This is a genomic window from Mycobacterium pseudoshottsii JCM 15466 (genome assembly GCF_003584745.1).
Classification (GTDB): domain Bacteria; phylum Actinomycetota; class Actinomycetes; order Mycobacteriales; family Mycobacteriaceae; genus Mycobacterium; species Mycobacterium marinum.
Map to the genome: position 1 here is coordinate 5,282,760 of NZ_AP018410.1, position 26,175 is coordinate 5,308,934.

At 64.0% G+C, this 26,175-nt stretch carries 23 protein-coding genes and 4 pseudogenes; 13 read left to right on the top strand and 14 right to left on the bottom strand.

What is annotated here, in order from left to right; all coding sequences use genetic code 11:
• The first annotated feature begins 146 nt into the window (after window positions 1-146).
• Window positions 147-665 (top strand): TetR/AcrR family transcriptional regulator, encoded by a 519-nt coding sequence (locus MPSD_RS24070; RefSeq protein ID WP_223161309.1) that lies wholly within the window; start codon window positions 147-149, stop codon window positions 663-665.
• 199 nt (window positions 666-864) lie between these two features.
• Window positions 865-1,155 carry an Mtp family mycobacterial-type pilin gene (locus MPSD_RS24075; RefSeq protein ID WP_020726573.1) on the top strand — a complete coding sequence of 97 codons (291 nt, stop codon included), beginning with the start codon at window positions 865-867 and terminating at the stop codon, window positions 1,153-1,155.
• A 26-nt stretch (window positions 1,156-1,181) separates the two neighbouring features.
• Here MPSD_RS24075 and MPSD_RS24080 read toward each other — a convergent pair whose 3' ends face one another.
• Window positions 1,182-1,598 carry a hypothetical protein gene (locus MPSD_RS24080; RefSeq protein WP_012396240.1) on the bottom strand — a complete coding sequence of 139 codons (417 nt, stop codon included), beginning with the start codon at window positions 1,596-1,598 and terminating at the stop codon, window positions 1,182-1,184.
• A gap of 151 nt (window positions 1,599-1,749) precedes the next feature.
• On the opposite strand from MPSD_RS24080, the gene MPSD_RS24085 reads away from it, so the two are divergent.
• From MPSD_RS24085 to MPSD_RS24095, 3 genes are all read left to right on the top strand, one after another.
• A complete protein-coding gene (locus MPSD_RS24085; RefSeq protein WP_086084971.1) occupies window positions 1,750-2,484 on the top strand; it encodes a hypothetical protein in 735 nt (244 codons plus the stop codon).
• Between the two features lie 83 nt (window positions 2,485-2,567).
• Window positions 2,568-3,011, top strand: coding sequence for a twin-arginine translocation pathway signal (locus tag MPSD_RS24090; RefSeq protein ID WP_232022658.1), 444 nt, complete (start codon window positions 2,568-2,570; stop codon window positions 3,009-3,011).
• A 101-nt stretch (window positions 3,012-3,112) separates the two neighbouring features.
• Complete coding sequence (locus tag MPSD_RS24095) at window positions 3,113-3,616, top strand: Rv2253/PknI dimerization domain-containing protein (protein WP_020785997.1); 504 nt, start codon at window positions 3,113-3,115, stop codon at window positions 3,614-3,616.
• A 35-nt stretch (window positions 3,617-3,651) separates the two neighbouring features.
• Here MPSD_RS24095 and MPSD_RS24100 read toward each other — a convergent pair.
• From MPSD_RS24100 to MPSD_RS24150, 10 genes and pseudogenes are all read right to left on the bottom strand, one after another.
• Window positions 3,652-5,283: pseudogene (locus tag MPSD_RS24100) on the bottom strand (MCE family protein).
• On the bottom strand, window positions 5,284-6,546 hold the full coding sequence (locus tag MPSD_RS24105) for an MCE family protein (RefSeq protein WP_086084970.1): 1,263 nt from the start codon (window positions 6,544-6,546) through the stop codon (window positions 5,284-5,286).
• Window positions 6,543-7,969: pseudogene (locus tag MPSD_RS24110) on the bottom strand (MCE family protein). Before MPSD_RS24110 ends, MPSD_RS24105 begins: the two are co-directional and overlap by 4 nt.
• A complete protein-coding gene (locus tag MPSD_RS24115) occupies window positions 7,966-9,048 on the bottom strand; it encodes an MCE family protein (RefSeq protein ID WP_086084969.1) in 1,083 nt (360 codons plus the stop codon). The pseudogene MPSD_RS24110 and the gene MPSD_RS24115 overlap by 4 nt, the downstream one beginning before the upstream one ends.
• Window positions 9,041-10,072, bottom strand: coding sequence for an MCE family protein (locus MPSD_RS24120; protein ID WP_020785990.1), 1,032 nt, complete (start codon window positions 10,070-10,072; stop codon window positions 9,041-9,043). The genes MPSD_RS24115 and MPSD_RS24120 overlap by 8 nt, the downstream gene beginning before the upstream one ends.
• Complete coding sequence (locus MPSD_RS24125) at window positions 10,069-11,250, bottom strand: MCE family protein (RefSeq protein WP_086084968.1); 1,182 nt, start codon at window positions 11,248-11,250, stop codon at window positions 10,069-10,071. The genes MPSD_RS24120 and MPSD_RS24125 overlap by 4 nt, the downstream gene beginning before the upstream one ends.
• A gap of 19 nt (window positions 11,251-11,269) precedes the next feature.
• Entirely contained in the window at window positions 11,270-12,115 is an 846-nt protein-coding gene (locus MPSD_RS24130; RefSeq protein ID WP_036426266.1) for an ABC transporter permease, read from the bottom strand.
• A gap of 42 nt (window positions 12,116-12,157) precedes the next feature.
• Window positions 12,158-12,964, bottom strand: a complete 807-nt coding sequence (locus tag MPSD_RS24135) for an MlaE family ABC transporter permease (RefSeq protein WP_020785987.1) — start codon at window positions 12,962-12,964, stop codon at window positions 12,158-12,160.
• A 317-nt stretch (window positions 12,965-13,281) separates the two neighbouring features.
• Window positions 13,282-14,487 (bottom strand): CaiB/BaiF CoA transferase family protein, encoded by a 1,206-nt coding sequence (locus MPSD_RS24145; protein ID WP_086084967.1) that lies wholly within the window; start codon window positions 14,485-14,487, stop codon window positions 13,282-13,284.
• Entirely contained in the window at window positions 14,484-16,028 is a 1,545-nt protein-coding gene (locus tag MPSD_RS24150; RefSeq protein WP_086084966.1) for an aldehyde dehydrogenase family protein, read from the bottom strand. Before MPSD_RS24150 ends, MPSD_RS24145 begins: the two co-directional genes overlap by 4 nt.
• Before the next feature lie 290 nt (window positions 16,029-16,318).
• Here MPSD_RS24150 and MPSD_RS24155 point away from each other — a divergent pair, with 290 nt between their 5' ends.
• The 3 genes from MPSD_RS24155 to MPSD_RS24165 all read left to right on the top strand — a co-directional run bounded on the left by MPSD_RS24155 (window position 16,319) and on the right by MPSD_RS24165 (window position 18,708).
• Window positions 16,319-17,020: an SDR family NAD(P)-dependent oxidoreductase gene (locus MPSD_RS24155; RefSeq protein WP_020785983.1), complete on the top strand. Its 702-nt coding sequence runs from the start codon at window positions 16,319-16,321 to the stop codon at window positions 17,018-17,020.
• Between the two features lie 108 nt (window positions 17,021-17,128).
• Window positions 17,129-17,329: a ferredoxin gene (locus tag MPSD_RS24160; protein ID WP_011738671.1), complete on the top strand. Its 201-nt coding sequence runs from the start codon at window positions 17,129-17,131 to the stop codon at window positions 17,327-17,329.
• Between the two features lie 14 nt (window positions 17,330-17,343).
• Window positions 17,344-18,708 (top strand): cytochrome P450, encoded by a 1,365-nt coding sequence (locus MPSD_RS24165; protein WP_086084965.1) that lies wholly within the window; start codon window positions 17,344-17,346, stop codon window positions 18,706-18,708.
• Between the two features lie 100 nt (window positions 18,709-18,808).
• On the opposite strand, the gene MPSD_RS24170 is transcribed toward MPSD_RS24165, so the two are convergent.
• Window positions 18,809-19,984 (bottom strand): acyl-CoA dehydrogenase family protein, encoded by a 1,176-nt coding sequence (locus MPSD_RS24170; RefSeq protein ID WP_020785981.1) that lies wholly within the window; start codon window positions 19,982-19,984, stop codon window positions 18,809-18,811.
• Window positions 19,968-20,966: an acyl-CoA dehydrogenase family protein gene (locus tag MPSD_RS24175; RefSeq protein ID WP_020785980.1), complete on the bottom strand. Its 999-nt coding sequence runs from the start codon at window positions 20,964-20,966 to the stop codon at window positions 19,968-19,970. Before MPSD_RS24175 ends, MPSD_RS24170 begins: the two co-directional genes overlap by 17 nt.
• A 101-nt stretch (window positions 20,967-21,067) precedes the next feature.
• On the opposite strand from MPSD_RS24175, the gene MPSD_RS24180 reads away from it, so the two are divergent.
• Window positions 21,068-21,568 (top strand): nuclear transport factor 2 family protein, encoded by a 501-nt coding sequence (locus tag MPSD_RS24180; protein ID WP_015357157.1) that lies wholly within the window; start codon window positions 21,068-21,070, stop codon window positions 21,566-21,568.
• 3 nt (window positions 21,569-21,571) lie between these two features.
• Window positions 21,572-21,694 (top strand): annotated as a pseudogene (locus MPSD_RS29920) (NAD-dependent epimerase/dehydratase family protein); the annotation flags it as partial.
• A 46-nt stretch (window positions 21,695-21,740) separates the two neighbouring features.
• On the opposite strand, the gene MPSD_RS24190 reads toward MPSD_RS29920, so the two are convergent.
• Window positions 21,741-22,355 carry a nitroreductase family protein gene (locus MPSD_RS24190; protein ID WP_051153771.1) on the bottom strand — a complete coding sequence of 205 codons (615 nt, stop codon included), beginning with the start codon at window positions 22,353-22,355 and terminating at the stop codon, window positions 21,741-21,743.
• 311 nt (window positions 22,356-22,666) lie between these two features.
• On the opposite strand from MPSD_RS24190, the pseudogene MPSD_RS24195 reads away from it, so the two are divergent.
• The 3 genes and pseudogenes from MPSD_RS24195 to MPSD_RS24205 all read left to right on the top strand — a co-directional run bounded on the left by MPSD_RS24195 (window position 22,667) and on the right by MPSD_RS24205 (window position 26,162).
• A pseudogene (locus MPSD_RS24195) lies at window positions 22,667-24,124 on the top strand (phospholipase C).
• Between the two features lie 342 nt (window positions 24,125-24,466).
• Entirely contained in the window at window positions 24,467-24,766 is a 300-nt protein-coding gene (locus MPSD_RS29925; RefSeq protein WP_232022659.1) for a DUF4189 domain-containing protein, read from the top strand.
• Window positions 24,767-25,061: 295 nt separating this feature from the next.
• Complete coding sequence (locus MPSD_RS24205; protein ID WP_020785974.1) at window positions 25,062-26,162, top strand: amidohydrolase family protein; 1,101 nt, start codon at window positions 25,062-25,064, stop codon at window positions 26,160-26,162.
• Window positions 26,163-26,175: the final 13 nt, after the last annotated feature.

Below are 26,175 nucleotides of genomic sequence, written 5' to 3' on the forward strand. Positions count from 1 at the left end.
GACTCCTTCCCGGCCCGCTAGTCAGCGAAACTAGCCGATCGGCTACTTTCGGTCAATAGCCGATCGGCTAGGCTCCCGGTGTGGTGTCCTCCCAGTCCCGCAACCAGTTTCGTGTCATCACACGCAGCGCCGCGCAGGTGCGCATATTGGACGCCGCGCTGGGCTTGATCGCCGAGCACGGCGTGGGCGGGACCTCGCTGCAAATGATCGCCGACGCCGTCGGCGTCACCAAGGCGGCCGTCTATCACCAGTTCAAGACGAAGGAACAGATCGTCATCGCGCTCACCGAACGCGAACTCGGCGGCTTGGAAGAGACCTTGGAAGCCGCCGAGGCGCACGACCATCCTTCCCAGGCGCGTGAGTTGCTGCTGGATCGCGTCATCGAGCTGGCCGTCGAGCGTCGCGGCGCCGCCAGCACCCTGCAGTTCGATCCGGTCATCGTCCGGCTGCTGGCCGAGCAACAGCCGTTTCAGCGGTTCATCGAGCGGCTCTATGGCGTCCTGATTGGCGATGCGGGCCAAGACACCCGCGTGCTGGCGGCCATGTTGTCCGGCGCCATAGCCGTCGGCGTGTTGCACCCGTTGGTCGCCGATGTCGACGACGCGACGCTGCGTACCCAGCTACGGCGCATCACAAGTCGGCTGATGGATACCGGCGAAGGCTAGTCCGCGCCCTACGGATCGCCGTCCCCCTCACCGTCCCCGTTACCCAGCAGCGCCCCGGGGTGATGAGTCCCACTGCCGCCCCGAATCGCCTACACCACAGCGCTACAGGTGAATTCGAATCCAGCTAGTCCCGGTCATCAACCGGAGTCAACCGACAACGGCCCCCAACGGGAACGCCTTTTCCGGTAACGTTTCCACCATGAGCAAAGTCGCTCGCTCGGTCGCCGCGACGACCATGGTGCTCACCGGGTTCGGGCTCATCGGTGTGGGCGCTGCAGCCAGGGCCCACGCGGACGATCCGCCCTGGCCGTTTGTGGGATACCACTGGTGTCCGGGCCAGCCGTTCGACCCGGCCTGGGGACCGCAATGGGATCCCACCACTTGCCATGACGCTCATCACCGCGACATGGACGGCACGCTGCACGACCGCGACTACTTCGGGCCGAGCCCCTTCCAAGATTGGCCCGAGATCCCGAACATGCTGCCCTAGCTTCGGCCGTGCACCGCTCGCACGGATTAGGTGTCGCCGCGCTCCCAGGCTTGTCTGCCGTCGTGGGCAACACACACCAGGAACAGCCCATCTGGCGCTTGCGCAACGTAATACTCCGGGAAATCGGTACACGAGGAGTTCTCGTCCTTGATGCCGGCCATTGGCGGCGACCGGAACCACCGGGGCTCATATCTTCTGGGCGAGCCGCAAAACATCAGCCGCCCCGGCTGTGTGGCGAACGACACGTAATAGTCGGCAGTCCCGAATACGTAGTAGGTGGTGCTGTCACACGGCGCACCGAGCACAACGTGCGGCCTAATACCTGGTGTGCAATCCGGGTAGTCGCACGTGCTCGGCTCGGCGACGGCCAACGGCGCCACCGGCAGGCCCGCCCACATTGCTGAACCCAGCACTGCGGCGACCGATGCCACAATGAATCGCACAAAATCACTTTGCCACAGCGGCGACTGAAATTGGGAAGGAAATTCTGTTTCACGGAGAGACACTGATTCACCGGCGGTAGCAATCGCTCCAGACCTCTTATTTGCCAGTGATAATGTGGCTCTCCGATAGGTGCGGACCAGGAGGTGATCCATGCCGCCGCGCGAGCTTCCAGCACAGACGCTCGATACCGAGGATCCGGAGGCAGGGGTCACCGGCGCAGCCGACGCGGCTGCCGAAGCAGACCTACCCGCGCGGGCACAGGCCCGCGCCGATTCCGCTCGTGCCCGCGCCACCCGGCTTCGCGAACTCGCCGAAGCGGCCTCAACCGATCCCGATGCCAGCGCCGCCCCCGACGAACAGGAACCCACGAGAACACCAACGCGCCGCGGGCGAGGACGTCGCCACAGCCGAAAGGCCTTGGCGGCCGCGGGCGCGCTTGTGGTCATCTGCGCCTCGTTGAGTGCCAGCGGGTTTCTACTGTGGCACCACCACAACGCCGTCGCGCAACGCGAGCGCGCCGCAGCGTATTCGGCTGCGGCCCGGAACGCGGTCCTGACAATGATGTCGATTGACTCGAGCAAGGCCAGAGACGACGTGCAGCGCTTCGTCGACAGCACTACCGGGATATTCAAGGCCGGCATATTGATGAGCGCCGAGGACTTCGTCAAGGCGGTCGAGCAGTCCAAAGTCCATATCAAAGGCGCCGCCCAAGCTGTCGCCGTCGAGTCCATGACCGGCGACTCGGCAATCGTGCTGATTGCGGCTAAGTCTGACATCGTCAAGCCCGATCAGACGAAGCCCGAAACACGGTCTTGGCGCATCGTCGTCAACGTCGAACGCGACGGCACCCAGCTCAAGATCTCCAAAGTTGAATTCGTCCCGTGAAAGTCGCCGGTGCCGCAGCAGTTAAGCGCTGGACGCGTCGTTGCCTGCGGCGTTGGCGCGCAATCCTGCTGACAACATCACTGGTGGCGGCAGTCGCTTTCGGCGCCGGCTACTTCTACTTCGTCTACCGAGTGGATCTACAGACCGATGATGCGGCGGCACAACAGGTTGTCACCGCGGCCAGCGACGGCGCTGTGGCTCTGTTGTCCTACTCCCCCGACACCCTCGACCATGATTTCGCCAACGCCAGATCCCGCCTCACCGACAACTATTTGACGTATTACCGACAGTTCGCAGATCAGGTCGTCGGCCCCGCCGCGCAGCGCGGCCGAGTCACCACCACGGCCAGCGTGGTCCGGGCGGCGGTGGCTGAGCTGCAACCGAATTCGGCTGTCGTGCTGGTATTTGTCAAACAGAAGACCGCCAGCAAGCAGAAGCCGGAACCGATTGTGACGTCGAGCAGCATTCGGGTAACGCTGACAAAGGTCAATAGTTCTTGGCTTATCGAGAGATTCGATCCCATGTGATTGCCATGTCTGGATGCTCTGCCATACCGTCGGATGCACGTACGGTGTTAGTCTTTGAATCTCACTCGAAATCGGCGAAATAGCGCATCGAGGAGCAAGTGATGCGTTCCATGGGCGTAGCGATAAGCGCAACACTGATACTCGGCGGCGTGGGTTCGGCACCTTCGGCATGGGCCTACGATCCCGCCATCAATGGCACTTATACCGCCACGGTGATCGGTGACTGGGCCAGAACCAATACCGTCTATCACGACGAGCCGGTGGTACGCAGCACCTGGACCATCACCTATTCATGCAGCACCGCCCAGGATTGCAGTGGCCAGGTCACCAGCGATCAGGGCTGGACCGCACCGCTGACCATGCATGACGGCCAATTGTGGACCGTCAAACAAGACCTGCCGAATTGGGAAACGTGTCCCGACGGAACAAGTTTCACCGGCCACGATGTCATCTACTTCTATCCCGCCAACCCCGACACCGGTGAAACCCAACTTGGTTCGCCGGTTCTGGCCGGTCGCGAGAAGACCACCGGCCCCAGCGGCGCGTGCGGCAATAACGCCCCGCTGTATGTCGAACAGCCGTTCCGCCTGGACAAGATCGGCTGACCGGCGTGCCCGGCGGCTAAGCCGCGCAAGGGACTTCAGGTGGGAAGCATGTCCTTCCACGTTCTGGGCGCTTTGGGCGTGTCGGGAACAATCAGATCCGTCTGGCGGTACACCTGACCATCGGGGGCGACGTAACTACCGGTGTGCGGGTCGTATTGGGCAAAAGCCACGGATGGGCCGGGCCGTGCCGCAGCCCGGCCGAGTCCGCTCGGTGCAGCCGACGGCACGTCGATGGGTGCGGGAGGCGGGGTGGACGGCACGTCGATGGGCGCAATCGGCGAAACCTCCCCCATCGGTGATGGCGGGCCCAGCGGTCCCGGCGGCATCACCGTTTCCTCCGGCGGGCCCACGCCCGGAGGCAGCGGCGTGCCCTCCACGGGACCGAAGATTCTCTCGCGGTTCCAGTTGGCCCGGTCGTCGGGCGGGATCCCCTGCGCGATCAGGTTGGGATCCAACGGCTAGGTACCGAAGATGTGCTGGCGCATCGCCAGTGGCTCGAATGGTTGGTCGCTCTCGCAGATTTCGACGGTCGGCGCCCGCTTTCCGGGCTGACCCATACACGGGTAGTTGCGGGCGCCGCGCACTCCGATGGGGGAGTCCTGCGGCAATTTGCAGTACAGCCCGTCCGGGGTGTCAACGATGGTGGTGTCGGCCGGGTTACGCCACTGACTCGGCGGCAGGAAGCCGACCGTGCACGCGGGCGGATCGCTGATGATGAGGTTGAACGCACCAGTGGCCAAGCCGACCGGGCTCTTGGTGCCCAGGAAAGACTGAATCGCGGCGGTGAACGGCGGCAGCAGCACCAGGATCTGTTCGACCGAGGCATGGTAGGTCACCGCGATCTGACCGACAGTGGTCAGATTGGCAAGTAGCACCGGCAGCGTCGGCTTAATCTGATCCAGCAATTTTGATGCCTCGTTGAAGGCACCCGGGCCGCGCTCCAACAGGGTGCGTATCTGCGGGTCGTTGGTGGCCAGCTGGCCGCTGACCCCGGCAAGGCTGCGTGCCCACAACCGAATTGAATCGGTGGTTTGCGCCTGCGCGTCCAGAAATGGCCCGCTGTCTTCGGTGAGGGTCCGGGTACGATCGGCGATGCCATTGAGGTCACCCGACAGCTGTGCTGAAGAGTCGAACAGCGATCCGAAATCGTAACCGGCCCCGTTGAATGCGTTGAACGACTCGTCGAGCAACGTGCTGAGCTTACCCTTGGGAATGCTGTTGATCAGGGCGCTGGTCTGATCGAGCACCGGGCCAATCGGCTGGCCAATCACGGCGCGGTCCCTGGCGATCACCGAGCCATCATGCAAGTAGGGCGGGGAGTCGGTTCGGGGACGCAGATCCACGTAGTACTCGCCCACCGCCGAGATGCTGCGCACCTCGGCTTTCAGATCCGCCGGGATCTTCGGCGAAGCATCCAGAGCCAGAGTGGCTTTCGCGCCGCTGGAGGTCAGGCCAAGCGCGGTGACCTTGCCGATCTGCACGCCACGGTAGGTCACGTTGCTGAAGCGATAGAGGCCACCGGTGGCCGGCAGTTCCAGCGTCACAGTCATTTTGCCGATACCGAGCAGCGTCGGGGCCTGGATGTACCAGACCGCCATCACCACCACACCTACCATTCCCGCAATCGCGAAGATCGCCAACTGGATGCGCACGAACCGGGTCAACATCTAGGGACCCCCGTCCGTCGGCGCGGCCTCGGCCGGAGTCGCGCCCGGAATCGGAACCGCCGAATCGGGCGGGGGGCCGGGCGCGGGGTCCCCGGGCGGTGGCGCGTCCGCCGGTGGCGGGCCAGGCGGTATCGGAGCTCCGAACTTGAACTGCAGGTATTCCGGATCCCCCGGAGCCGGTACGCCCTCGGCGCCCAACCGGCCCCAGTGCGTACCCAGCAGGATGCTCTTGCGCAGCCCCGCATTCGTCAAGTCGATGATGAAGTAGCCGTTGACGTAGTCGCCCCGGATATAGCGATCGATGAAGCCCTGGGTGAACGGGAACGTCGGCGCGTAGGCGATGGCGGCGTCGAGGTCCGGTCCGATGTCGGCAAGAGCACTTATCGTCGGCCCCAGGTTCTGCAGGTTCTGCACCAAGTCGGATCCGGCGTCGTTGACCAGTCTGGTGGCGGTGTCGCTGAACGTCCCGAGCTTGTCGAGCGCCGCCGTGATCCGCGGCCGCTCCCGGATGAGAACATCCAGCGCCGGCGGAATCTTCTGCAGCGCCTGGGTGATCACCTCGCGCTGGCCGGCCAGCGTACCGGCGAGCCGATTCAGTGCCTGGATCGACGCCACCAGGTTGTCGCGCTGCTCGTCGAATGTGCCGACGAATCTGTCCAGACGCACCAGCAGATCACGAATATCACTGGTACGCCCGGATAGCGCCGCGGTGAAATTGTGAATGATGTCCCCGATTTGCCCCAGCCCACCGGCGTTGAGGATCACCGACAGCGAGGACAACGTCTGCTCGGTCGACGGATAGGTCGACGACCGACTCAGCGGGATGGTGGAGCCCGGTAGCAGCCGTTGGTCAGACACCTGGCCTAACGGCGAATTCAAGGCCAGGTGCATGGATCCCAGTAGGCTGGTCTGGCCGACGCTAGCCACCGCATTGTCCGGGATCACCGCTCCGCGCCGTACCGAGATCTCCACGTCGGCGTGCCAACCCCGCACCGTCATCTTGCTGATGCTGCCGACGATGACGTCGTTGAGCATCACCGGCGAATTTGCTTCCAGGGTGCCCACGTTGGCGATCTCAACGTGGTAGACGCTGGCTCCCGGCCCACGCCCCACCGCACCCGGCAACGGCAACGGCAACGGCAACGGCAACGGCAACGGCAACGAGTTGAGCCCGTTGAACGCGCATCCGGTCACCGCCAGCATGACGCAGCATCCGATGACGAACAGCCGCCGTAGCGCCGGCGTCGCGGTTGACGCCGTCATGGCTGCGGCCCTTCCGCCGGAAGCAGCATGTCCGATAAGTTCGCCGGGGGCGGCGACGGTTCGGCCGGCACGCTCGGCGGCGGCGGCTCCGGCATCGCGGCCCCCGGTATCCGCGCCGGCGGCGGCGGGGGCGGTGGCGCCTCCGGAGTGTCGCCCGGCAGCCCGGTGTAGGCCGACACCGCGGGCGGCAACTCGGGCGCTATGGGCTTCGGCCCCTCGCCGCCGGGGGCCAGCCGCTACTCGGTGTACACGACGTTTTGCAGGTCGAAGGCCGGGGCCAGGATCGGGTTGATCGGAATCGGGAAATAGTTGAAGTTGAAGTACATCAACGGGTTGAACACCTTCAACGCCGGGCTCAGATACAGGCCGCACAGCTTGCCCGACTCGACCGACGTGACGTTCTCCATGGCGCCGAGTTGTGAGCAGATGGAGAACACCGGGTTGGTGAGGTTCTGGATCCCGACCCCGCCTCGCACATTCCCGACATCCGGGTCGTAGTCGTTGTAGGCGTTGGCAAGCGCGTTCGGCGTGACGTGCAGACGTTTTTCAGCGCCATCTTGTTATCGACCAGAATCTGCGTGAGGTCGGCCAACCGCGTGATCTGCTCGGCGGTCGCATCACGACTGCCCGCGATGAATCGCTGCACCTCGCCGACCGCGCTGGACAGGTCGGTCAACGCCGCGTCCAAGTCGGACTTGTTGTCGTCGAGCACGCTGGTGAGCGAGGCCAGCCGATCGTTGAATTGGACAATCTGAACGTTGCTGTCCCGCAGGGCCCCAATAAACGTCTGCAGGTTCTTGATGATGTCGACGATGTTTCCGCTGCCGTTGGCCAGGATGCGCCCCACCCCGGACAGTTCGGCCAGCGTCTGGCGTAGCTTGTCGCCGTTGCCGTTGCCCAGCGCGTCGGCGGCGCTGTCGATGAACCGCGATATCGATGGGCTGGAAACCTTGCTGTTGGGCCCCAACTCGGTGGCCAGGCGCATCAGTTGGTCTTTCACCTCGTCCCATTCGACGGGTACCGCCGTGCGCTCGAGCGGTATCAGGGCGCCGTCAGCCATGACGGGGCCGCTCGACCGGTAGGCCGGGGTGAGCTGGACATAGCGGGCAGCCACCAGATTCTGGGCGACGATCACCGCTTTCGCGTCCGCCGGAATCTGCACGTTGTGGTCGACGTGCAGAATCATCTTCGCTTTGGTCCCGTCGGGGCGGATAGCGGCGACGGTGCCGACCTTCATGCCCGAGACGCGCACATCATCGCCGGGATAGATCGCGGTGGCGGTGGGGAAATAGGCGGTGATCGTGGTGGGACGAAAGAAGTTGTTGCGCAGCGCAACTCCGGTACCAACGACGACTAGCCCGACCAGGGCCACCGCAAGCACAGCTTTGACCTTGCTGCGCGCAGCGCCTTCGAGCCGCATCATCGCGACCCACCCGGGTTTTGGTTGAAGGGGAAGGGGAACAAGGCACGCGGCCCGGCATTGTCCGGCGGCTGACCGGGGGCACCGTGGGCACGGAAGCCGAACGCATAGTCGATGAACCACTGGAAGAATTGAATTGTGAACAAGTTTGGGATGAACGGGTTGTAGTAGAAGCCGCTGGAGACGGTCTCCCCTTGGGTCAGCTCGTACTTTGCCAGTCCCGGCAACGCCTTGGCGAGGTTGTCCCGGTTCTTCTCCAGCATCGCGGTCACGGCGTTCAGCCGCTCCAGTGTCGGTGCGAGCTTGCTTTCGTTGTCGTGGACCAACCCCGACAGCTGTTTGGCCACCGCAGATGTGCTGGCCAGCAGCCGCACAATCGCTTGCCGCCGGGCCACCAGCATGGACAGCAGGTCATCGGCGTTGAGGATCAGCGTGTTGAGCTGCTGACTGCGTTGCGACAGGATGCCGGTGACGTCAGCGGCTCCTTTGAGCAGCTCGCCCAGCGTCTGGTTGCGGCCGTTGAGGGCTTGCGACAGTCTGGTCAGCCCGTCGAACGAGGGGCCCAGCTGCGGCGCAATCTGATTCAGCGTCTCCGACAAGGTGTCAAGGGACTGGTTGAGCGCATCGGTGTTGGTGCCGGCGATGTCGGTCGCCGCGTCGCTGACGGCTTCCGACAGCGAATAGGGCGATGATGTGCGCGATACCGGGATCACAGCCATCGGACGCAGCGTGTGGCCGCCCGCGGATTCAACGGTGAGCACCCGCCGGCCTAGCAGCGAGCCCGTCCTGATGTGCGCGGTGCTGTCTGCCCCGAGCTCAACACCGCCGTTGACGATGAATGTCACCAGAACATCGCCACGCTGCAACGACATTCCCGACACGGTGCCAACCTTGATACCCGATACCGTCACATCGTTGCCGACGGCGAGGCCGCCGGCATCAGAAAACAGCGCCTGGAAGCGCACGGCGGTGGCTCGTTGTAGCAGCTGTTCGGGGTTCAGCCCGACAGCGATGACCAGCACTATCAGCACCGCGCCGATGAATCCGGCCCGGATGAGACCTGCTCCGCGATACTTAAGCAGCCGGTTCCGCGCACCTCCCGGTGACCTGGTGGGTGATGCCCACTTCCACCGTCCGGTACTGCAGATCGGAGACCCGCAGCGCTAGTCCGCACAAGTAGTACGGGAACCAGGCGCCGTAGGAACCGAGCCTCGTCAGCTTTCGGTAGTTGTCCGGCAACTTCTGCAGCGAAATATCAATGAGGTTCTTGTCTTTATCCAGCAAGGGGGCCAACCGATTCAGTTGATCCACGGTGCCGGCCAACGGCGCGCGGGCGCGGCCAAGCAAATCGGCGATCGATGTGGTGCCGTTGTCCAGCGCGGTGATCGCGGCACCGATGGTGTCGCGGTCCTGCGACAGCGCGCTGATCAACCGCTCCAGGCGGTCGATAGCGCCGGAGAACTTGGTGCCTTCCCTGTTGACGGTGTCTACCACGACGTTGAGATTGTCGATCAGCGCCTGCACCGTTTCGTTGTTGTCCGCCAGCGCGTTGGTGAACGAAGACGTCTTGGACAGCAGTGATTCCAGTGTTGAGCCCTCGCCCTGGAAAATCTGAATCAGTGACGCGCTGAGCGCATTGACGTCTTGCGGATTGAGTCCCTGGGTAACGGGTTTCAGTCCGCCCAAGAGCAGATCGAGATCGAGGGCACCGGCGGTGCGCTCAATCGGGATCTGTGATCCGGCGGGCAGCGTTTTCGTGGAGCCAGGGCCATCGACCAGTTCGAGATAGCGGTCACCGACCAGGTTCAGATAGCGCACCACGGCGCGGGTGCCGGTGGTGAGCACGATGTTGCGGTCAGCATCGAATTTCACCAGGACCTTCTTGTCTGTCCGCAGCGAGACGCTGTTGACCGTGCCCACCCGGACTCCGGCGATCCGCACGGTTTCGCCGGGCTTGAGCCGTGAAACGTCGTTGAACAGGGCCGAATAACCGTTTGTCGAGCCGGTTCGGTACTGCCCGAAGATGAAGAACAGAAAGACCGTCAGCACGATCATCACCGCGGCGAACGCCCCGAACTTGATGATCATCGCGCGTGAGCCGGTCATCCGGGTTGCCCGATCTGCATGGTGTTGCGTGGTGGACCATCGATCGGGCCGTACAACAGTTGCTTGAGCGCGTCGGAGTTCAGGAGCAGTTGCGGGTTGCCGTACTGCATCGGGTTGGCGCCGACATCGGCCACCACGAACGGTGGCGCCTTGTCGAAGGGCACCAAGGGCAGGTCATAACACTGAGGCCCACCGGTGGCGGCCACCTTGGGCAGGTTCGACGGGTACCGGTAGCGTTCGGCGCCGAAGCCCAGGTAGACCAAGACCTTGATCATGGGCTCGGGTAGTGGCGGGGCATGAAGATTCACCAGGGAACCGGAAATGCCGCACCACAACGCTTGGCGGTATTCGTAGAGCAGATCGCTGGTCGGCACCAATAGATCGAGGACATCGGTCAGCGCCTGCCGGTTGCCGCCCACCACGTCGTTGCCCACGTCAGCCAAACCGATCGAGCTGATCAGGAACGCGTCCAAGTTCTGCTGCTCGTCGACGATCGACTTGCTGATCCTGATCGCGTTCTCGGCCGTGTTGACAAGATCCTGTGCCGCGTCCGCGTAGGCGTTGCTCACCACGGGCAGGACTGCGAGGTCGTGGCTCAGTGCGGGAAGACTCGGATCTTGCTTGGCCGGATCGATCGCCGACAACAGCGATGTGAGTTGTTGGAATACCGTGTTGACTTCCACGGTGACGTGCTTGCCTTCGAGCACCTGGTGAGGTTGCAGGCTCTCCGATGAAGGCTGCTCGGGCGGAACCAGTTCGACGAACTTGGCGCCGAAGACGCTTGTCGAAGCGATATCGACGAGCACATTGCTCGGAATGAGCCTGACCTGCGATGGGTCCATCGCCAGGTGCAAGACCGCGTCACCGTTGGACCGCACATCGATGGCGGCAACCTTGCCCACTTCCACACCGCGCATCTTCACCTTGGCGTCCGGGTTCATCACCAGCCCGGCACGGGGCGAGACCACGGTCACCGGCACGCTCTGGGTGAAGTCACCGCGGAACAAGCCCACCGCGACGGCCACGATCAAAGCGATCACCAATACCGTCGCCAACCCGGCCAAGGGGCGTGCGTAGGAGCTGACGCCAAAGTGCCGACCGGGCGACGCCGCGACAGGGGTTGCAGCGCTGGCGGTTTCCGAACGGTGCATCGGGTTGGGACCGAGGTTGCGCGACATTGTCTTTTGTTCGCCTCCCCTAACCCGACAAGTGGAAGTTGCCGTTGAAGCCGTACACCGACAGCGACACCAGCAGCGTCACCGATACCACCACGATCAGCGAGGTACGCACCGCGTTGCCGGTCGCGACCCCGACACCCGCGGGACCACCCGAAGCGAAGTAACCGAAATAGGTATGGATCAGCAAGATCGTGATCGCCATCAACACGGCCTGCAAAAAGGACCACAACAGATCGATCGGGTTGAGAAAGGTTGTGAAGTAGTGCTGATACAGTCCCCCCGACTGGCCGAACAGGATCACCGTGGTGAACTGGCTGGCCAGAAACGACAGGATGACGGCGATGGAATACAGCGGGGTGATCGCCATCATCCCCGCGACGATCCTGGTGCTGACCAGATACGAAACCGGCCGGATCGCCATCGATTCCAGTGCGTCGATCTCTTCGTTGATCCGCATCGCACCCAGCTGCGCGGTGACACCGGCGCCGAAGGTCGCGGCCAAACCGATCCCGGCGACTATGGGCGCGGCAATCCGGACATTGATGAATGCGGCCAGGAAGCCGGTGAGCGCCTCGATGCCGATATTGCCCAACGAGCTATAGCCCTGAACGGCCAGGGTTCCACCGGCGGCCAGGGTCAGGAAGCCGACGATCACCAGTGTCCCGCCGATCATCGCCAGAGTCCCCGCACCCATGCTGATTTCGGCGACCAGGCGAATGATCTCCCGCCGGTAGTGGGTGGCCGCAAAAGGAGCGCCAGCAATCGCCTTGCCGTAGAACAGTGTGTGGTCACCGATGCGGCTCAGCGTGCCGACCGGCTTTTCGAGTTGTCGCGTCATACGCGGATAGACCGCTCTAAGCGCCACAGGGTGTCTTTGCGCCTCCTTTGGGATCCTTGGCCTTCGCAGCTACTTCGCCAACATTCGGATGCCGATCGCGGTGACGACCACATTGACGACGAAGAGCGACATGAATGCATAGACCACCGTTTCGTTAACCGCATTTCCGACGGCCTTGGCTCCGCCGCCGGATATGGTCAGGCCGCGGTAGCAGGCGACCAGTCCGGCGATCAGACCGAAAAGCGCCGCCTTGACGCAGGAGATGATGACTTCGGGCACACCGGTCAGCAGCGTGATGCCGGCGGCGAATGCGCCGGGGTTCACATCCTGGACGAATACCGAGAAGACGTAGCCGCCCACGATGCCGATGATCACCACCAGACTGTTCAGCAGCAGCGCGACCAGCCCGGAGGCCAGCATCCGCGGCGTCACCAGGCGCTGCACCGGATTGATGCCCAAAACCTCCATCGCATCGATCTCTTCGCGGATCGTTCGTGAACCCAGATCGGCGCACATCGCCGTGGCACCGGCACCCGCCACGATCAGCACCGTCACCAGCGGGCCGACCTGAGTGACCGCTCCGAACGCGGCACCGGCGCCGGACAGATCCGCTGCACCCAACTCCCGCAACAAAATGTTGAGGGTGAAGCTGACCAAGACGGTGAATGGGATGGCCACCAACAGCGTCGGCAGCATGGCCACGCGCGCGACAAACCATGACTGCTCCAGGAACTCACGCCACTGGAACGGACGGCGGAAGGCGAATTTGATGGCGTCGGCCGACATCGCGAACAGCCCGCCGACGGCTTGCATTGGTTTGGAGCCGCGCCCGAACGTGATGCCCGGGGTCCAACGGTCGGCCGCCCTATTCGCCATGGGTCCACGGCCCTTCGCCGAGCGGACAGCCAAATACGCTGCGTACCAAGTTGATATGGGCGACCCGTAGCTGCGATCGCCCCGGAGGGCATGCCGTTTCGCCGTGTACAGCGGCTACCACCCTCACGCCAGTCCTCCGTTCTGTTGCGTGAGTTGGCGCTTGCAAGCGATGCGGACCCGACCCAGTCCCATGTCTTGCCGCGTTCGGCGATTATTGCTCATCGCGCGCCCACGTGGAACCGAAAACGCACAACCGTTATCCGACAAGACGGGTAGACCGGCGGCGTTGGCGGCGTTGGGCATGTGGGCTCCGGATTCTAGGTGACGGCACCGGCCGTCTTGAGTTCGATGATGCGGTCCCAGTCGAATCCGAGTTCCAGCAAGATGTCGTCGGTCTGCTCGGCGAACCCGGGCGCCGGTCCGGTCTGCGGCGCGGTCACGTCGAATTGCACTGGGTTGGCGACGAGTTCGAGTTCGCCTGCGCGAACCACATACTCGTTGGCCCGGACTTGCGCGACGTCGGCCGCTTGCAGGGTGTCCTGCACCGGCGCCCAAGGTCCCGCGAGCGTCGCAAAGCGTTCGCTCCACTCGGCAAGCGTGCGGGCTGAGATGGCTTTGGTCAAGATCTCCACCGCATCCGCCGTGTGGGCGGCGATCTTCTCGACGGTGGCAAAGCGCGGATCCTCGGCTAGGTCCGGTCGGTCGATATGGCGACACACATCGACCCAGAACTTGGTCGGCTGCATCATCACCAACGAAATGTGGCGACCGTCCGATGTCGCGTACACCCCGACCAGAGGGTTAATCGGCGATCCGTGGATCCCTGGTGGTGGCGCTTCCAGTCGCTGCCCCAGATGGCGGGTCAGCGCCACCGTGTGTCCCAACGACCACAGCCCACTGCCCAGCAGCGATACGTCGACAACCGACGGTTCACCGGTCCGTTCCCGTTTGAGCAGGGCTGCCGCGATACCACCGGCCAGGTTGGTGCCGGAGATGGTGTCGCCGTACGCCGGCCCCGGCGGATTGATCATCCCCTGGTAGCCCATCGGTGTGATGGTGGCGGCCGTTCCGGCCCGGCACCAGAAGGCCGTCATGTCGTAGCCGCCCTTGGTCGCTTCCTCCCCGCGCGGCCCCAGCGCGCTGCCGCGGGCATAGACGATGGACGGATTCACGGCCCGAATGTCTTCGAGATCGATGCCGAACTTGCGCCGCGCGCCCGGCAGAAAACTCGTCAGGAAAACATCTGACCGACGCGCTAACTCGTGCAGCACCTCCTTGCCCTCGGATATCGACATGTCCAGCCCGAGACTGCGCTTCCCGCGGTTGGCATGCTCGATATTGGGGTTGGGATCGCCTTCCACCCGCAACATGCCGGTCTGCCGAAGCCCCCGCTGCGGGTCACCGGTCACCGCGTGTTCGACCTTGATCACGTCGGCGCCCCACTCGGCGAGTACCGCGCCCGCCGACGGGACGAAGCCGTACATGGCGACTTCCAGAACCCGGATGCCTTCCAACGGCTTCATGCCCGGGCCTCCCCGGCCGGTACGGCCGGCATCACGGGCACCGCGAAAGTCTTGCGCTCCAGAAACTCTTCGAGGCCGGCGACGCCCATCTCCCGGCCGACACCCGACTGCTTGAAGCCGCCGAAGGGACTGTCTGCGCCGAAGTAGTTGCCACCGTTGATCGAGAACGATCCGGTGCGGATGCGGCGGGCGAGGGCCAGGGCGCGCTCCTGGTCGCGACTGAAAACGGCGCCGGCCAGTCCGTAGATCGAGTTATTGGCGATGCGCACCGCGTCGTCGTCATCGTCGAACGCAATCACCACGAGCACCGGCCCGAACACCTCGTCTTGAGCGATCTCGCTGTCCGGGTCGACATTGGTGAGCAGCGTGGGCGCATAGAAGAAGCCCGGATCCAGGCGTTTGCCGCCGGTGACCAGCGTCGCGCCCGCGGCGACGGCCCGACCCACCATCGCGTCGACCTTGTCGCGCTGGCGTTCGTTGATCAGCGGGCCCATATAGGTTTTCGGATCAGCCGGGTCACCGTGGCGCACTCTGGCAAAGTTCTGCGCGATCAACTCCACGATCTCGTCGTGGAGGGCCCTGGGCACCAGCAGCCGCGATGTCAGCGCGCAGCCCTGACCCGCGTGGGTGACCATGCTGAAGGCCGCGAACATCGCGGCGCCGGCAAAGTCGGCGTCGTCGAGCATGATCACCGCCGACTTGCCACCTAGCTCCAGGAAGACCCGCTTGACCGTCTGACTTGCCGCGGCCATGATTCGCCGGCCGGTCGCGGTGGACCCGGTGAAGGTCACGACATCGACGTCGGGGCTGGTGGTGAGCACCTCCCCCACCGCGGGATCTGACGAGCTGAGCACGTTGACCACACCGGCCGGAATATCGGTGTGGTTGGCGATCAGTTCACCCAGCGCCAACGTGACCAGTGGGGTGTCCGGCGCGCCTTTGAGCACCACCGTGCAGCCCGCGGCCAGGGCGGGAGCCAGCTTGGCCAACGCGAGCTGGTTCGGATAGTTGTAGGCGATGATGGCCGCCACCACGCCCGCTGCTTCCTTCTGCACCCAGCGGTGGTGGCGCATCCCCCTCGATTCCTTCTCGCCAAGGTCTTCGGAGAACTCGTAGCGCGACAACAAGTCGGCGTAAAAGCGCACGATGCCGATCGGTTCGTCGAGCTGGGCGTCCTGGGTCAGCGCGCTGGTCGCCCCCACTTCGACGATAGTGAGCTCCCGTAGTTCCTCGGCATGGTCGACCAGGGCCCGGTGCAGCTGGTCCAGGCACCGGATGCGCAACTCGACGTCGGTCGACCACTCGGTCGTGTCAAAGGCGCGCCGGGCCGCCGCAACCGCCGCCTCGGCTTCGGGGACGCCGGCATCCGGGGCATACCCCAGCACCGCACCGGTGGCGGGATTGACAGACGGGAACGTCCGATCGGTGCTGATGAGCCGCCCGCCAATCAACAGTCGGCGCTGCGCCCGCGAGGCGGCCGGGGCCTCGGCAACCCCTGATCGCGCATCCGCGATGGTCTGCCCCGTGTCCTGCGATGACATTCTGCGGCCCCCTGGTGTGGTGACAGTCACGAAAATTTGATTCTCATCTCAGGCGAATCTTACATTCGCCCCCCGAGAGTTCAAAAAAGTCGCCCGACCGGCTTGCACCGTTTATCGGCTAAGCGATCGCTCAGCGTCCACCGCCGAGTGGCCATTGCCGCTGGCCACACCCCGTTTCGCGGCTAGCTTGCGAGCCGCTTTCGTCCGAGAGTATGGTTCTCATAATTGCAAGGGCGATTCTTTATGATTGAGATTGCGACGGCCCCACCAGCGCCTCGGATATTGGCGGAATGAAAACCGCGGTCGTTACCGGTGGCGCATCCGGGATTGGGCTGGCCATCGCACGGCGGCTGCGCGCCGACGGTATCGATGTCGCCACCCTCGACCTCAAAACCCCCGACGGTGGGCTTGCCTTCTCCGCCGATGTCACCAACCGCTCGCAGGTCGATGCCGCGTTGGCGGCGATTCGCCAGCGGCTGGGCCCGGTCACAATTCTGGTCAACGCCGCGGGTTTGGACGGGTTCAAGCGGTTCAGCAACATCACCTTCGAGGACTGGCAGCGAGTGATCGACGTCAACCTCAATGGGGTTTTCCACACGATCCAGGCGGTGCTGCCCGACATGGTGGCGGCGGGATGGGGCCGAATCGTCAACATCTCATCGTCGAGCACGCATTCGGGCACTCCGTATATGACCCACTATGTGGCGGCGAAGTCCGCCGTCAACGGACTCACCAAGGCATTGGCGCTCGAGTACGGGCCCAGCGGTATCACCGTCAATGCGGTGCCGCCGGGGTTCATCGACACCCCCATGCTGCGCAACGCCGCCGCGCAGGGGCACCTCGGTGACATCGAACAGAACATCGCCCGCACCCCGGTGCGCCGGATCGGCAAGCCGGAAGACATCACGGCGGCATGCGCCTTTCTGGTGTCCGAGGAAGCCGGCTACATCACGGGTCAGATCCTCGGTGTCAACGGCGGCCGGAACACCTGAGCGTGGAGGTGGGAAGCGTGGAAGGTCAGGCACCGCGCCGTCCGGTGCCCCAGGCGCTACGACAACAAGAGCAACAAGAGGTGCAGTCCCATGATGGGAGGAGGCACGGTGAAGGTCTGGGTTGATCCACAACGATGCCAGGGGCACACCCTGTGCGCGATGATCGCTCCGGATTCGTTCCAGCTCAGCGATATCGACGGCAGTTCGTCGGCAATCAGCGAGACGGTTCCTGCCGATCAGTGGGACCTGGTCCGGGAGGCCGCTCATTCCTGTCCTGAGCAGGCCATCGTCATCACCGACGAAACATAAAGGGAGACAGCACGTTGAGTGTCGACGATGTAGTGAGCGACAGCGATCACCAGAAGAACCGGTACCAATTCGACCGGCACTCTCCCGAGTACCGATCGCAGTTCAAGGCAATTACCGAGGAGATGCACACCACCTGCCCCATGGCGTGGAGCGATACCTATGGCGGCCACTGGGTAGCCGCTGGCAGCCATGAGGTATTCGAGCTGGCCCGCTGCCCGGCGGTGTCCAACGATCACGACGTCAACAACCAACGTCGCGGCTACAAGGGAATCTCGATCCCAGCGGCGAGCCGCATCAACGGCGTGCGGGGCGGCATCTTGGAGATGGACGACCCCGAGCATCGCATTTATCGCACCGTGCTGAACCCATATCTATCGCCGGCCGCGGTCAAACGCTGGGAGCCGTTCATCGACGAAGTGACGCGCGCCTGCCTGGACGAGAGGATCGAACAGGGCAGCATCGACTTCGTCGACGATCTGGCCAACATCGTTCCGGCCGTGCTGACCCTGGCCATCTTGGGCATCCCGCTCGAGAAGTGGAACCTCTACAGTGAGCCAGTCCATGCGGCGGTGTACACGCCGGAACATTCCCCTGACATTCAGCGGGTGACCGAGATGCACCGACAGATGGGGCTCGACATGGTGACCAACATGATCGAGATTCGCGATAACCCCCGGCCCGGTCTGGTGAATGCCCTGGTCCAGATGCGTATTGACGGCCAACCCGCACCCGATTTGGAGATCCTCGGCAATCTCGGCCTGGTCATCGGCGGCGGATTCGACACCACCACCGCGCTGACCGCCCATGCGCTGGAATGGCTTTCCGAGCATCACGACGAGCGCGAGCGACTGTGGCGCAACCGCGATACCCTGATCGATTCCGCCACCGAGGAGTTCCTCCGCTACTTCACCCCCGCCCCCGGCGATGGCAGAACCTTTTCCGATGACGTCGAATTTGACGGCATCCATTTCAAAGAGGTTGAACGGCTGTGGATTTCGTGGGCGATGGCCAACCGCGACCCGCAGGTCTTCCCAGACCCGGACGAGCTCGTCTTGGACCGTAGGGGAAACCGGCACTTCAGTTTCGGCATCGGCGTACACCGCTGCATCGGATCCAACGTGGCGCGCACGGTGTTCAAGTCGATGCTGAGCGCCGTCGCCGACCGGATGCCCGACTACCGGTGTGACCCCGACGGGGCGGTCCACTACGAGACCATCGGCGTCATCCAGGGCATGCGCAAGCTGCCCGCAACGTTCACCCCGGGCCGCAAGGTCGGCGCGGGCCTGGACGAGACTCTCGCGAAGCTGCAACGCATCTGCGACGAACAGGAACTCGCGCGGCCCGTCACCGAGCGCAAACAAGCCGCGGTCATCGACTGACGCCCCTCCGGCGAGCAGACACAAAATCGCATCAGGTAGCGGGCGATGATGCGATTTCGCGTCTGCTCGCCAGGAAAAGGGGGCCGCGCGGCACGGGGGATCAGCCGCGGGGTAGCCCCAGTACCCGCTGGGCGATGATGTTGCGCTGAATCTCCGAGGTGCCCCCGGCAATGATGCCGGAAAAGCTGCGGGCGTATCGCTCGAACCAGCTGGCGAAGTAGTGATCCAAATTCATCGGCGCATACGGCCCGGTCAGTGCGGGGTGAATCAGCCCGTCGGATCCGGCGGCAGCCAAAGCATGTTCACTGGCCCGCAGTTCGGCTTCCGAACCGAGCAGCTTGAGCACCGAGATTGCGGACGTGTCGTCCTCACCTCGGGAAGCGCGCGCCAGCGCCACCGAACCCAAGAGCCGCAGGGCCTGCTTGTCCATCACCATGGTGGCGTATCGGTCATGGTCGAGTTCGGTGACCGGATGCAAGTCTGCGATCAGATTGTCCAACCGGTCGGCGAATCCCAGCCACATCATGGTGCGCTCGTGCCCCAGCGATCCATTGGCCACCCGCCATCCCCCGTTGAGCGCCCCAACCAGATTCGCGGCGGGCACCCTCACGTCGCTGAAAAACACCTCGTTGAAGTCCAGGTCATCGGCGGAGCAGATGGACGGGAAGGGCCGGCGCACCACACCGGCGGTATCGGTGGGTATCAGTAATGCACTGATCCCCTTGTGCTTTGGCGCGTCGGGGTCGGTGCGCACGAAGGTCAGTAGGACGTCCGCGTCATGGGCCCCCGAGGTCCATACCTTCTGGCCGTTGACCACGAAGTGATCGCCGTCGAGCACGGCGCGAGTGCGCAGCGACGCCAGGTCGGAGCCGGCGCTGGGCTCGCTCATGCCTAGCGACGCGGTGATCTGCGCCCGCAGTATCGGCACCGCCCACCGCAGCTTCTGCTCGTCGGTTCCAAACGACAGTATCGACGCGGCAACGATATTCACGCCCTGCGGGTTGAGGCTGTGATAGATCCGCCGGCGGCACAGTTCCTCGAGATGTACGAACTGCTGAACCACCGTCGCGTTGCGCCCGCCGAACTCTGGGGGCTGGCCCGGCAGCAGCCAGCCGTTGTCGAACAGCAGTCGCTGCCAGCGACGTGCCCACTGGGGCAGATGCGAAACCGACCTGGGGCGCTCTACCGTTTCACTCGCCGGCGGAAGGTGTTCGTCGAGGAAGGTGGCAAACTCGGTCCGGAACGCCTCGACGTCGGGATCAAAAGTCAGCTGCACGGTATTCCTCAGCGATCTGGGCTCGATGCTGCGCCGCACCACCGAGCATGAGTTCGCCCGCTTTGGCCCGTTTGAGCGCAAACTGTAGGTCGTTCTCCCAGGTGAATCCCATTGCGCCAAAAAGCTGTAGCCCATGGCGGAACGCCAGTGACTGGCACTCGCCCGCCGATGCCTTGGCCATCGCCGCGGCCAGGCGCCGGCGCGGATCATCGGCGGAGATGGTCAGCGCGGCAAAATACGCCAGGGCCCGGGCCCGCTGCACCGCGACATGCATGTCCGCCGCCTTGTGCTGGACGGCCTGGAAGGAGCCGATCGGCACACCGAATTGGTGACGGCTGCGCACATGTTCGAGCACCAGATCGAGAATGCGCTGGCAGGCGCCGACCATCGTGATGGCCATGCCAGTCAGGGCGATGTGGCGAGCCCGCTCGGCGTCGACGCCCACTCGGGCGTTCTCCGGCACCCTGACCTCGCGAAAGGACAGGTCCGCGACGTGTAGCACCGGGTCAAAGACGGATTCACGTCGAGCCGAAACCTGGCTGGCCGCCACGATGAACACCCCAGCGTCGGTCACCACCGCCAACCGGTCTGCGCGGTCCCCTTCCAGGACATGGCGTGCCGTCCCGTCCAACAGCCACCCCTGCGCGTCCCGGCGCACCGTTATCCCGTTGTACACGGCGGTGCCCGATTGATGAGGGTCGAAGCAACCGGCGGCCAGCGGCGCGAACTGACTCATCGTCGCCAAGAAGGGAGTGGGATCGGTCGCGTGGCCCAACTCCTCGAGCACAATCGCCAACTCCACCGCGCTAGCCGGATCGTTCAACTCGGTCCAGCCGAGGTCTACGTACACCTTCCACAGCGGATCGGAGTCGGCACCATTCTCGGCGACGCTGCGGACCAGCGACGGCGGGCATTGCTTGGTGACCACGTCGCGCACCGTCGCCTGCCAGAGCCGCTGATCAGCATCGAACTCCAACAGCATGCGGACCGCCTCCCCTCGTGCGCTCTCTGGCGAGAATAGCATTCTCAGTATCGGACGCGATAATCTCACTACAGGGCTGTGGGGTGCAGGAAGGGACGGTAATGCTGGACGCCGCAACGACACTGTGGGAGATCGAGGCGATCAAGCAGCTCAAGGCCCGATACTGCCGCTACCTGGACACCAAACGATGGGACGACTGGCGGACGCTGTTCACCGACGATTTCCTCAGCGACACCTCACGCTGCGGCGGGAAGGTAATCCACGGCGCCGACGAGTTCGTGGCCTACGTTCGCGCCACCTTGGGAAGGCCCTCGCGCCCCACCGTGCATCAGGTGCACGCGCCGGAAATCACGCTGAGCTCGCCGACGACGGCGACCGGTGTCTGGGCGCTGCAGGATGTGGTGCGGTTGGGCCCCGGGGTCAACCTCGACGGGCGTGGTCACTACCACGAAACCTACGAGAAGCTCGATGGCGCGTGGCTCATCAAGAGTTCCACCTTGACCAGGTTGCGCGAGGACGTCTTCAATCCCCCTTTTTCCGTGCCGATCTCACCTCGGCTCCGCGACGCGGCGGCGGCGCTGCTGCACCGACTGGGCCGGTAACCGATGACGTCGGAGACCGTGCTCGTTACCGGCGCCTTCGGACAGATCGGCAAGCGCTGCACCGAGATCCTTTTGCGCCGTGGGCACACCGTGGTCGCAATGGACCTCCGTGGCGGCTCATCGGCTCCAAGTACGGCGATGAAGCGCTGGCCACCACCGCACACTTGGTCGATTAACTCCCAAGCCCCGGAAAGGCCGGCCGGTCCCAGCGATCCAGATTGACAACGTCGGAAAGCGGCCGCCGACGCAGTGGCCCGTGTTTGCCCTGGGGCCAACCGATGACGATATGACCGGCCAACAGCCAATCCTCGGGTACGCCGACGGCCTCGCGCAGCAACCGTTCCCCGCCGTAGGAAGTCCAGCTGGTCATACAGGCGCCCAAGCCCTGAGCCCGGACGGCCAGCAGGAAGTTCTGCATGGCGGGAAAGATCGATCCGCCGAGCAGAAGTTCGGACGCCGTCGGGTAATGCTGCTGGGCGAACAAGACTGACGTGAATTCGCCTGCCCGATCGTGCAACTCGTAGGTGGCCCGGTAGGTGCGAGCACGCCGGCTGTCATCGTCGGCCGCCGGCCTGCGCATTCCGTTGACCGGCTCGATCACCGCCAGCGCGCGCGCCGCCGCCGCGGCCACCACCGCCCGTTGTTCGGGCGATCGCAGCACCACGAAGCGCCAGCCTTGAGCATTGGCCCCGGACGGCGCCCACGTGGCCGCCTCCAGACACCGGGCAAGGGTGGCGTCGTCGACCGGCCGGTCGGTGAAGCGGCGGACCGTCCGGGCGGTCGACATCACCTCCCAGATGTCACCGGTCGCGCCGCCGCTGGGGCTGGCTGCCTCGGGCACCTCAACGTCATATCAGTATTGCCACCAAACCGATAGCGTTCGAGTTTGATTTCGAGGGGCGGGCGCTTTCCGAACCGGATCAACTCCGCGGAGCGTGGACGAATTCGGCTCTGCGCCAAGGAACGAATTTGCTTTACGCCAGCAAAGTCCCCAAGCGACACACCCGTTGACATTTCGGGGCAGGTCGGCATCCGAAAGATACAGTTTCCACCTGTGCAGAAGGATGCGTGATGACATGGGCTGACGCGGTCGACAAGATGTCGCGGCGTGAGTTTTTGGCTAAGTTGGCCGCCGCCACCAGTACCGGAGCACTCATGTCATTGGCCGGGCCGGTGATCGAAAAAGCCTACGGCGCGGGGCCGTGCTCCGGACATTTGACCGACATCGAGCACATCGTGCTGTTAATGCAGGAAAATCGGTCGTTCGATCACTACTTCGGCACGCTGTCGGACGTCGAGGGCTTCGACACCCCGACGCCATTGTTTGCGCAAAAGGGCTGGAACCCACGGACGCAGGCGCCGGACCCGGCTAGCACCACCCCGCCGTTCCGCCTCGACACCACCAGACCCCCGTTGCTCAATGGCGCGTGTGTCAATGACCCCGACCATGGTTGGGCCACCTTGCACGATTCGTGGAACGGCGGAGCCAACGACAACTGGCTACCGGCGCAGGCACGGACCCGTTCGGCGGCCAACATCCCCGCGACGCTGGGCTATCACACCCGCGATGATCTCCCGATTCATTTTCTGCTGGCCGACACATTCACGGTCTGCGACCACTACTTTTGCTCGGTGATCGGGCCCACGTTTCCCAACCGGCTGTAATGGGTGAGCGCCTGGCTCGATCCCGACGGCGCCAACGGCGGGCCCCTGGTTGAGACCATCCCGACCCCGCCGATCGGCAAGTTCAGCTGGCCCATCATGCCGCAGCATCTCAGCGATGCGGGAGTCAGCTGGAAAATGTACTACGACAAGCGATTAGGGCCCGCGGTGAACAGCTACGTGGGTTACGGCGAGATTGTGCGATGGTTCACCCAAGCCCAAGACCCAAGGTCGGATCTGGTTCGCTTCGGGGCCACGCCCCGCTACCCCCGGGACTTCGCCACCGACGTCAAAGCCAATCGCCTGCCCCAGGTTTCCTGGTTGATTCCGAACTTTTTGGAGTCCGAACACCCCGCGATGCCGAACGCGGGCGGGGCCATCGCGTTCATGGACGTGCTGCGGATTCTGCTGTCGAATCCGGCGGTGTGGGAAAAGACAGCGCTGATCGTCAGCTACGACGAAAACGGCGGGTTCTTCGACCACGTGGTGCCGCCCACCCCACCGGACGGGACGCCGGGCGAATATCTGACCGTCCCTGACATCGACAAGGTCCGCGGGTCCGGCGGTATACGCGGCCCGATCGGTTTGGGCTATCGCGTTCCCGGCCTGGTTATCTCCCCATTCAGCCGCGGCGGGCTGGTGGCCCACGACGTGTTCGACCACACGTCACAGTTGCGATTGATCGAGACACGCTTCGGCGTGCCGCCGAACCCGTCGCGCCCCAACCTGAACCAGTCCAAACGCGTCCTGCCTCAACTGGCGCAATGCGGGCTCGGGGTCGAAGCGGTGGCGGGAATATTTGAGCTGAATCCGCCCTACCGGGTTCCCTACCCGCAAGCGATGCCCGCCCAGGAGACCACGCCCGCCAGGGGGATTCCCAGCGGCCTGTGCTGAGCCGCCGGCCACCGTTGAGCCATCGTTGGCCGCACCGGCCGCAACTATTGACCGGGACCGGGCGCCACGCCGGACAGGGTTGCGCCGTAACCGATTTCAGAACATCAGGCGGGTGCACTCGGCGCATGTACCCTGGAAAGAAGTTGTTACAAACACGTAAACTGGGAGGAGATCGTGAAGCCGGACCGGAGGCAGAGGATAGCTGCGATACGGCGCCGTTGGATCGCGGTTGCGATCGCCGGCGCGGTTGCTGTGGCCGCGCTGATCGTGACGATGGTTCAGCCATTTGGCCCACCTCCACACCGGGCCCTCGCGCATAGCGACAAGAGTTCGCCCGTTGCCATGCCACCCATCCCGCCCATCCCTCCGATTGCCCCCCGGTACGGCGCGATCGCCGTTGCCGACAACGGCGCGGTGGGCAAAACGTGGGGCCACCGCAAGCGCGCACAGGCCGAGATTCACGCACTGACCACCTGCGGACACCCCAGCTGCAACGTGCTCAGCGTCTTCACTCGGTGCGGCGCCATAGCCCATGACGGCCAGAATTTCCACGGCGGACTCGGCCGGTCCCACCAGGCGGCCGGACACGATGCCAAGGCCAGGCTTGGCGGCGGCTGGGTCTTAACCTCGGCGTGCAACTGAGGCCATGGCCGCCGCGGCCGCGATCACGCGAAAGGCCGGCGACAGAAGTCGGTAGCGCACCGCAGCAACGCCCGCCACGGAGATTGTGCTCCACAACCAGCTAATGAGAATGTTATTCTCTCCAGTACAGAACATGACTTGTGTCGGCGTCCATAATTACATCTTCTAGCAGGACAAACGATTAACCGAAATGCTTACCGCAAAGACGTTGATCGGCGGGAGCGAAGAATGTTAGCTTCGCTAGCAGATACCCCGGCCGCGCTTGTGATGTTCGCCGGAGCTGGAGGGTGCCTTGGTGATTGAACATGCCGACGGGACGCGCATGCCAGTGATCGATGCCAGCGTGCACATCTTCTTTCCGTCCAACAAAGATCTGCGCAGCTTCCTGCGTGAGCCCTTCAAGAGCCGGGGTTTCCCCGACTACGAGATGGACTGGTACGGAGCCCCCGGTAGTGAATACGCGCCGAATACCGAGGGGCCGGACCGCCAATATCCCGGTTCAGACCCGAAATTCGTTGCCGATGAGTTGTTTTCACGGCGTGGTGTCGATGTGGCGGTACTGCATCCGATGGGCCGCGGGATCATGCCGGATCGGCACCTCGGCAGCGCGCTACACGCCGCGCACAACGAGATGATGGTGTCGCGCTGGCTGGAACACGACGAATTCGGCGATCGCTTCCGCGGCACCATCCGGGTGAACCCCGACGACATTGCCGGCGCCGTACGAGAAGTCGCGAAGTGGCGTGCTCACCCGCGCGTGGTACAGATCGGTGTGCCGCTGCAGTCCCGCGAGCTATACGGCAAGCCACAGTTCTGGCCGTTGTGGGAAGCCGCGGTCGAGGCAGGTCTTCCGGTAGCCGTGCACATCGAATCGGGCGAGGGCATCGGATTTCCGCCAACGCCGTCCGGGCACACGCGCACCTACGAGCAGTACGTCAGCTTCATGGCGCTGAACTACCTGTATCACCTGATGAACATGATCGCCGAAGGGGTGTTCGAACGCTTCGCGGAGCTGAAGTTCGTCTGGGCCGACGGCGCAGCGGACTTCGTCACGCCATTTATCTGGCGGATGGATACCTTCGGCCGGCCGCATCTTGAACAGACCCCGTGGGCCCCACGGATACCCAGCGACTATTTGCCGGGCCACGTCTACTTCATCCAGGGCGGTCTGGACGGTCCCGGTGACGTCGAGTTCGCCGATGAGTGGCTGAGCTTCACCGGCAAGGAAGACATGGTGATGTTCGGCTCCAGCTATCCCCATTGGCAGTGCTACGACGTCCGCGATGTCCGCAACCTACCCACCGCGCTGACGGCCGATCAGCGCGAGAAATTGTGCTGGCGCAACGCGGCCGAGCTGTACGGGATCGATATTTCTGCCGAGCTCACTAGTGGCTAGCCGGAGGCCGTCG

What these genes read in the sequence shown, in the direction of transcription:
- MPSD_RS24180 (WP_015357157.1), top strand. Translation starts at nt 21,068, where the DNA reads ATGCTGGACGCCGCAACGACACTGTGGGAGATCGAGGCGATCAAGCAG.
- MPSD_RS24145 (WP_086084967.1), bottom strand. Translation starts at nt 14,487, where the DNA reads ATGAAGCCGTTGGAAGGCATCCGGGTTCTGGAAGTCGCCATGTACGGC.
- MPSD_RS24075 (WP_020726573.1), top strand. Translation starts at nt 865, where the DNA reads ATGAGCAAAGTCGCTCGCTCGGTCGCCGCGACGACCATGGTGCTCACC.
- MPSD_RS24120 (WP_020785990.1), bottom strand. Translation starts at nt 10,072, where the DNA reads ATGACCGGCTCACGCGCGATGATCATCAAGTTCGGGGCGTTCGCCGCG.
- MPSD_RS24135 (WP_020785987.1), bottom strand. Translation starts at nt 12,964, where the DNA reads ATGGCGAATAGGGCGGCCGACCGTTGGACCCCGGGCATCACGTTCGGG.
- MPSD_RS24150 (WP_086084966.1), bottom strand. Translation starts at nt 16,028, where the DNA reads ATGTCATCGCAGGACACGGGGCAGACCATCGCGGATGCGCGATCAGGG.
- MPSD_RS24125 (WP_086084968.1), bottom strand. Translation starts at nt 11,250, where the DNA reads ATGTCGCGCAACCTCGGTCCCAACCCGATGCACCGTTCGGAAACCGCC.
- MPSD_RS24085 (WP_086084971.1), top strand. Translation starts at nt 1,750, where the DNA reads ATGCCGCCGCGCGAGCTTCCAGCACAGACGCTCGATACCGAGGATCCG.
- MPSD_RS29925 (WP_232022659.1), top strand. Translation starts at nt 24,467, where the DNA reads ATGCCACCCATCCCGCCCATCCCTCCGATTGCCCCCCGGTACGGCGCG.
- MPSD_RS24190 (WP_051153771.1), bottom strand. Translation starts at nt 22,355, where the DNA reads ATGTCGACCGCCCGGACGGTCCGCCGCTTCACCGACCGGCCGGTCGAC.
- MPSD_RS24105 (WP_086084970.1), bottom strand. Translation starts at nt 6,546, where the DNA reads ATGACGGCGTCAACCGCGACGCCGGCGCTACGGCGGCTGTTCGTCATC.
- MPSD_RS24095 (WP_020785997.1), top strand. Translation starts at nt 3,113, where the DNA reads ATGCGTTCCATGGGCGTAGCGATAAGCGCAACACTGATACTCGGCGGC.
- MPSD_RS24175 (WP_020785980.1), bottom strand. Translation starts at nt 20,966, where the DNA reads ATGCTGTTGGAGTTCGATGCTGATCAGCGGCTCTGGCAGGCGACGGTG.
- MPSD_RS24155 (WP_020785983.1), top strand. Translation starts at nt 16,319, where the DNA reads ATGAAAACCGCGGTCGTTACCGGTGGCGCATCCGGGATTGGGCTGGCC.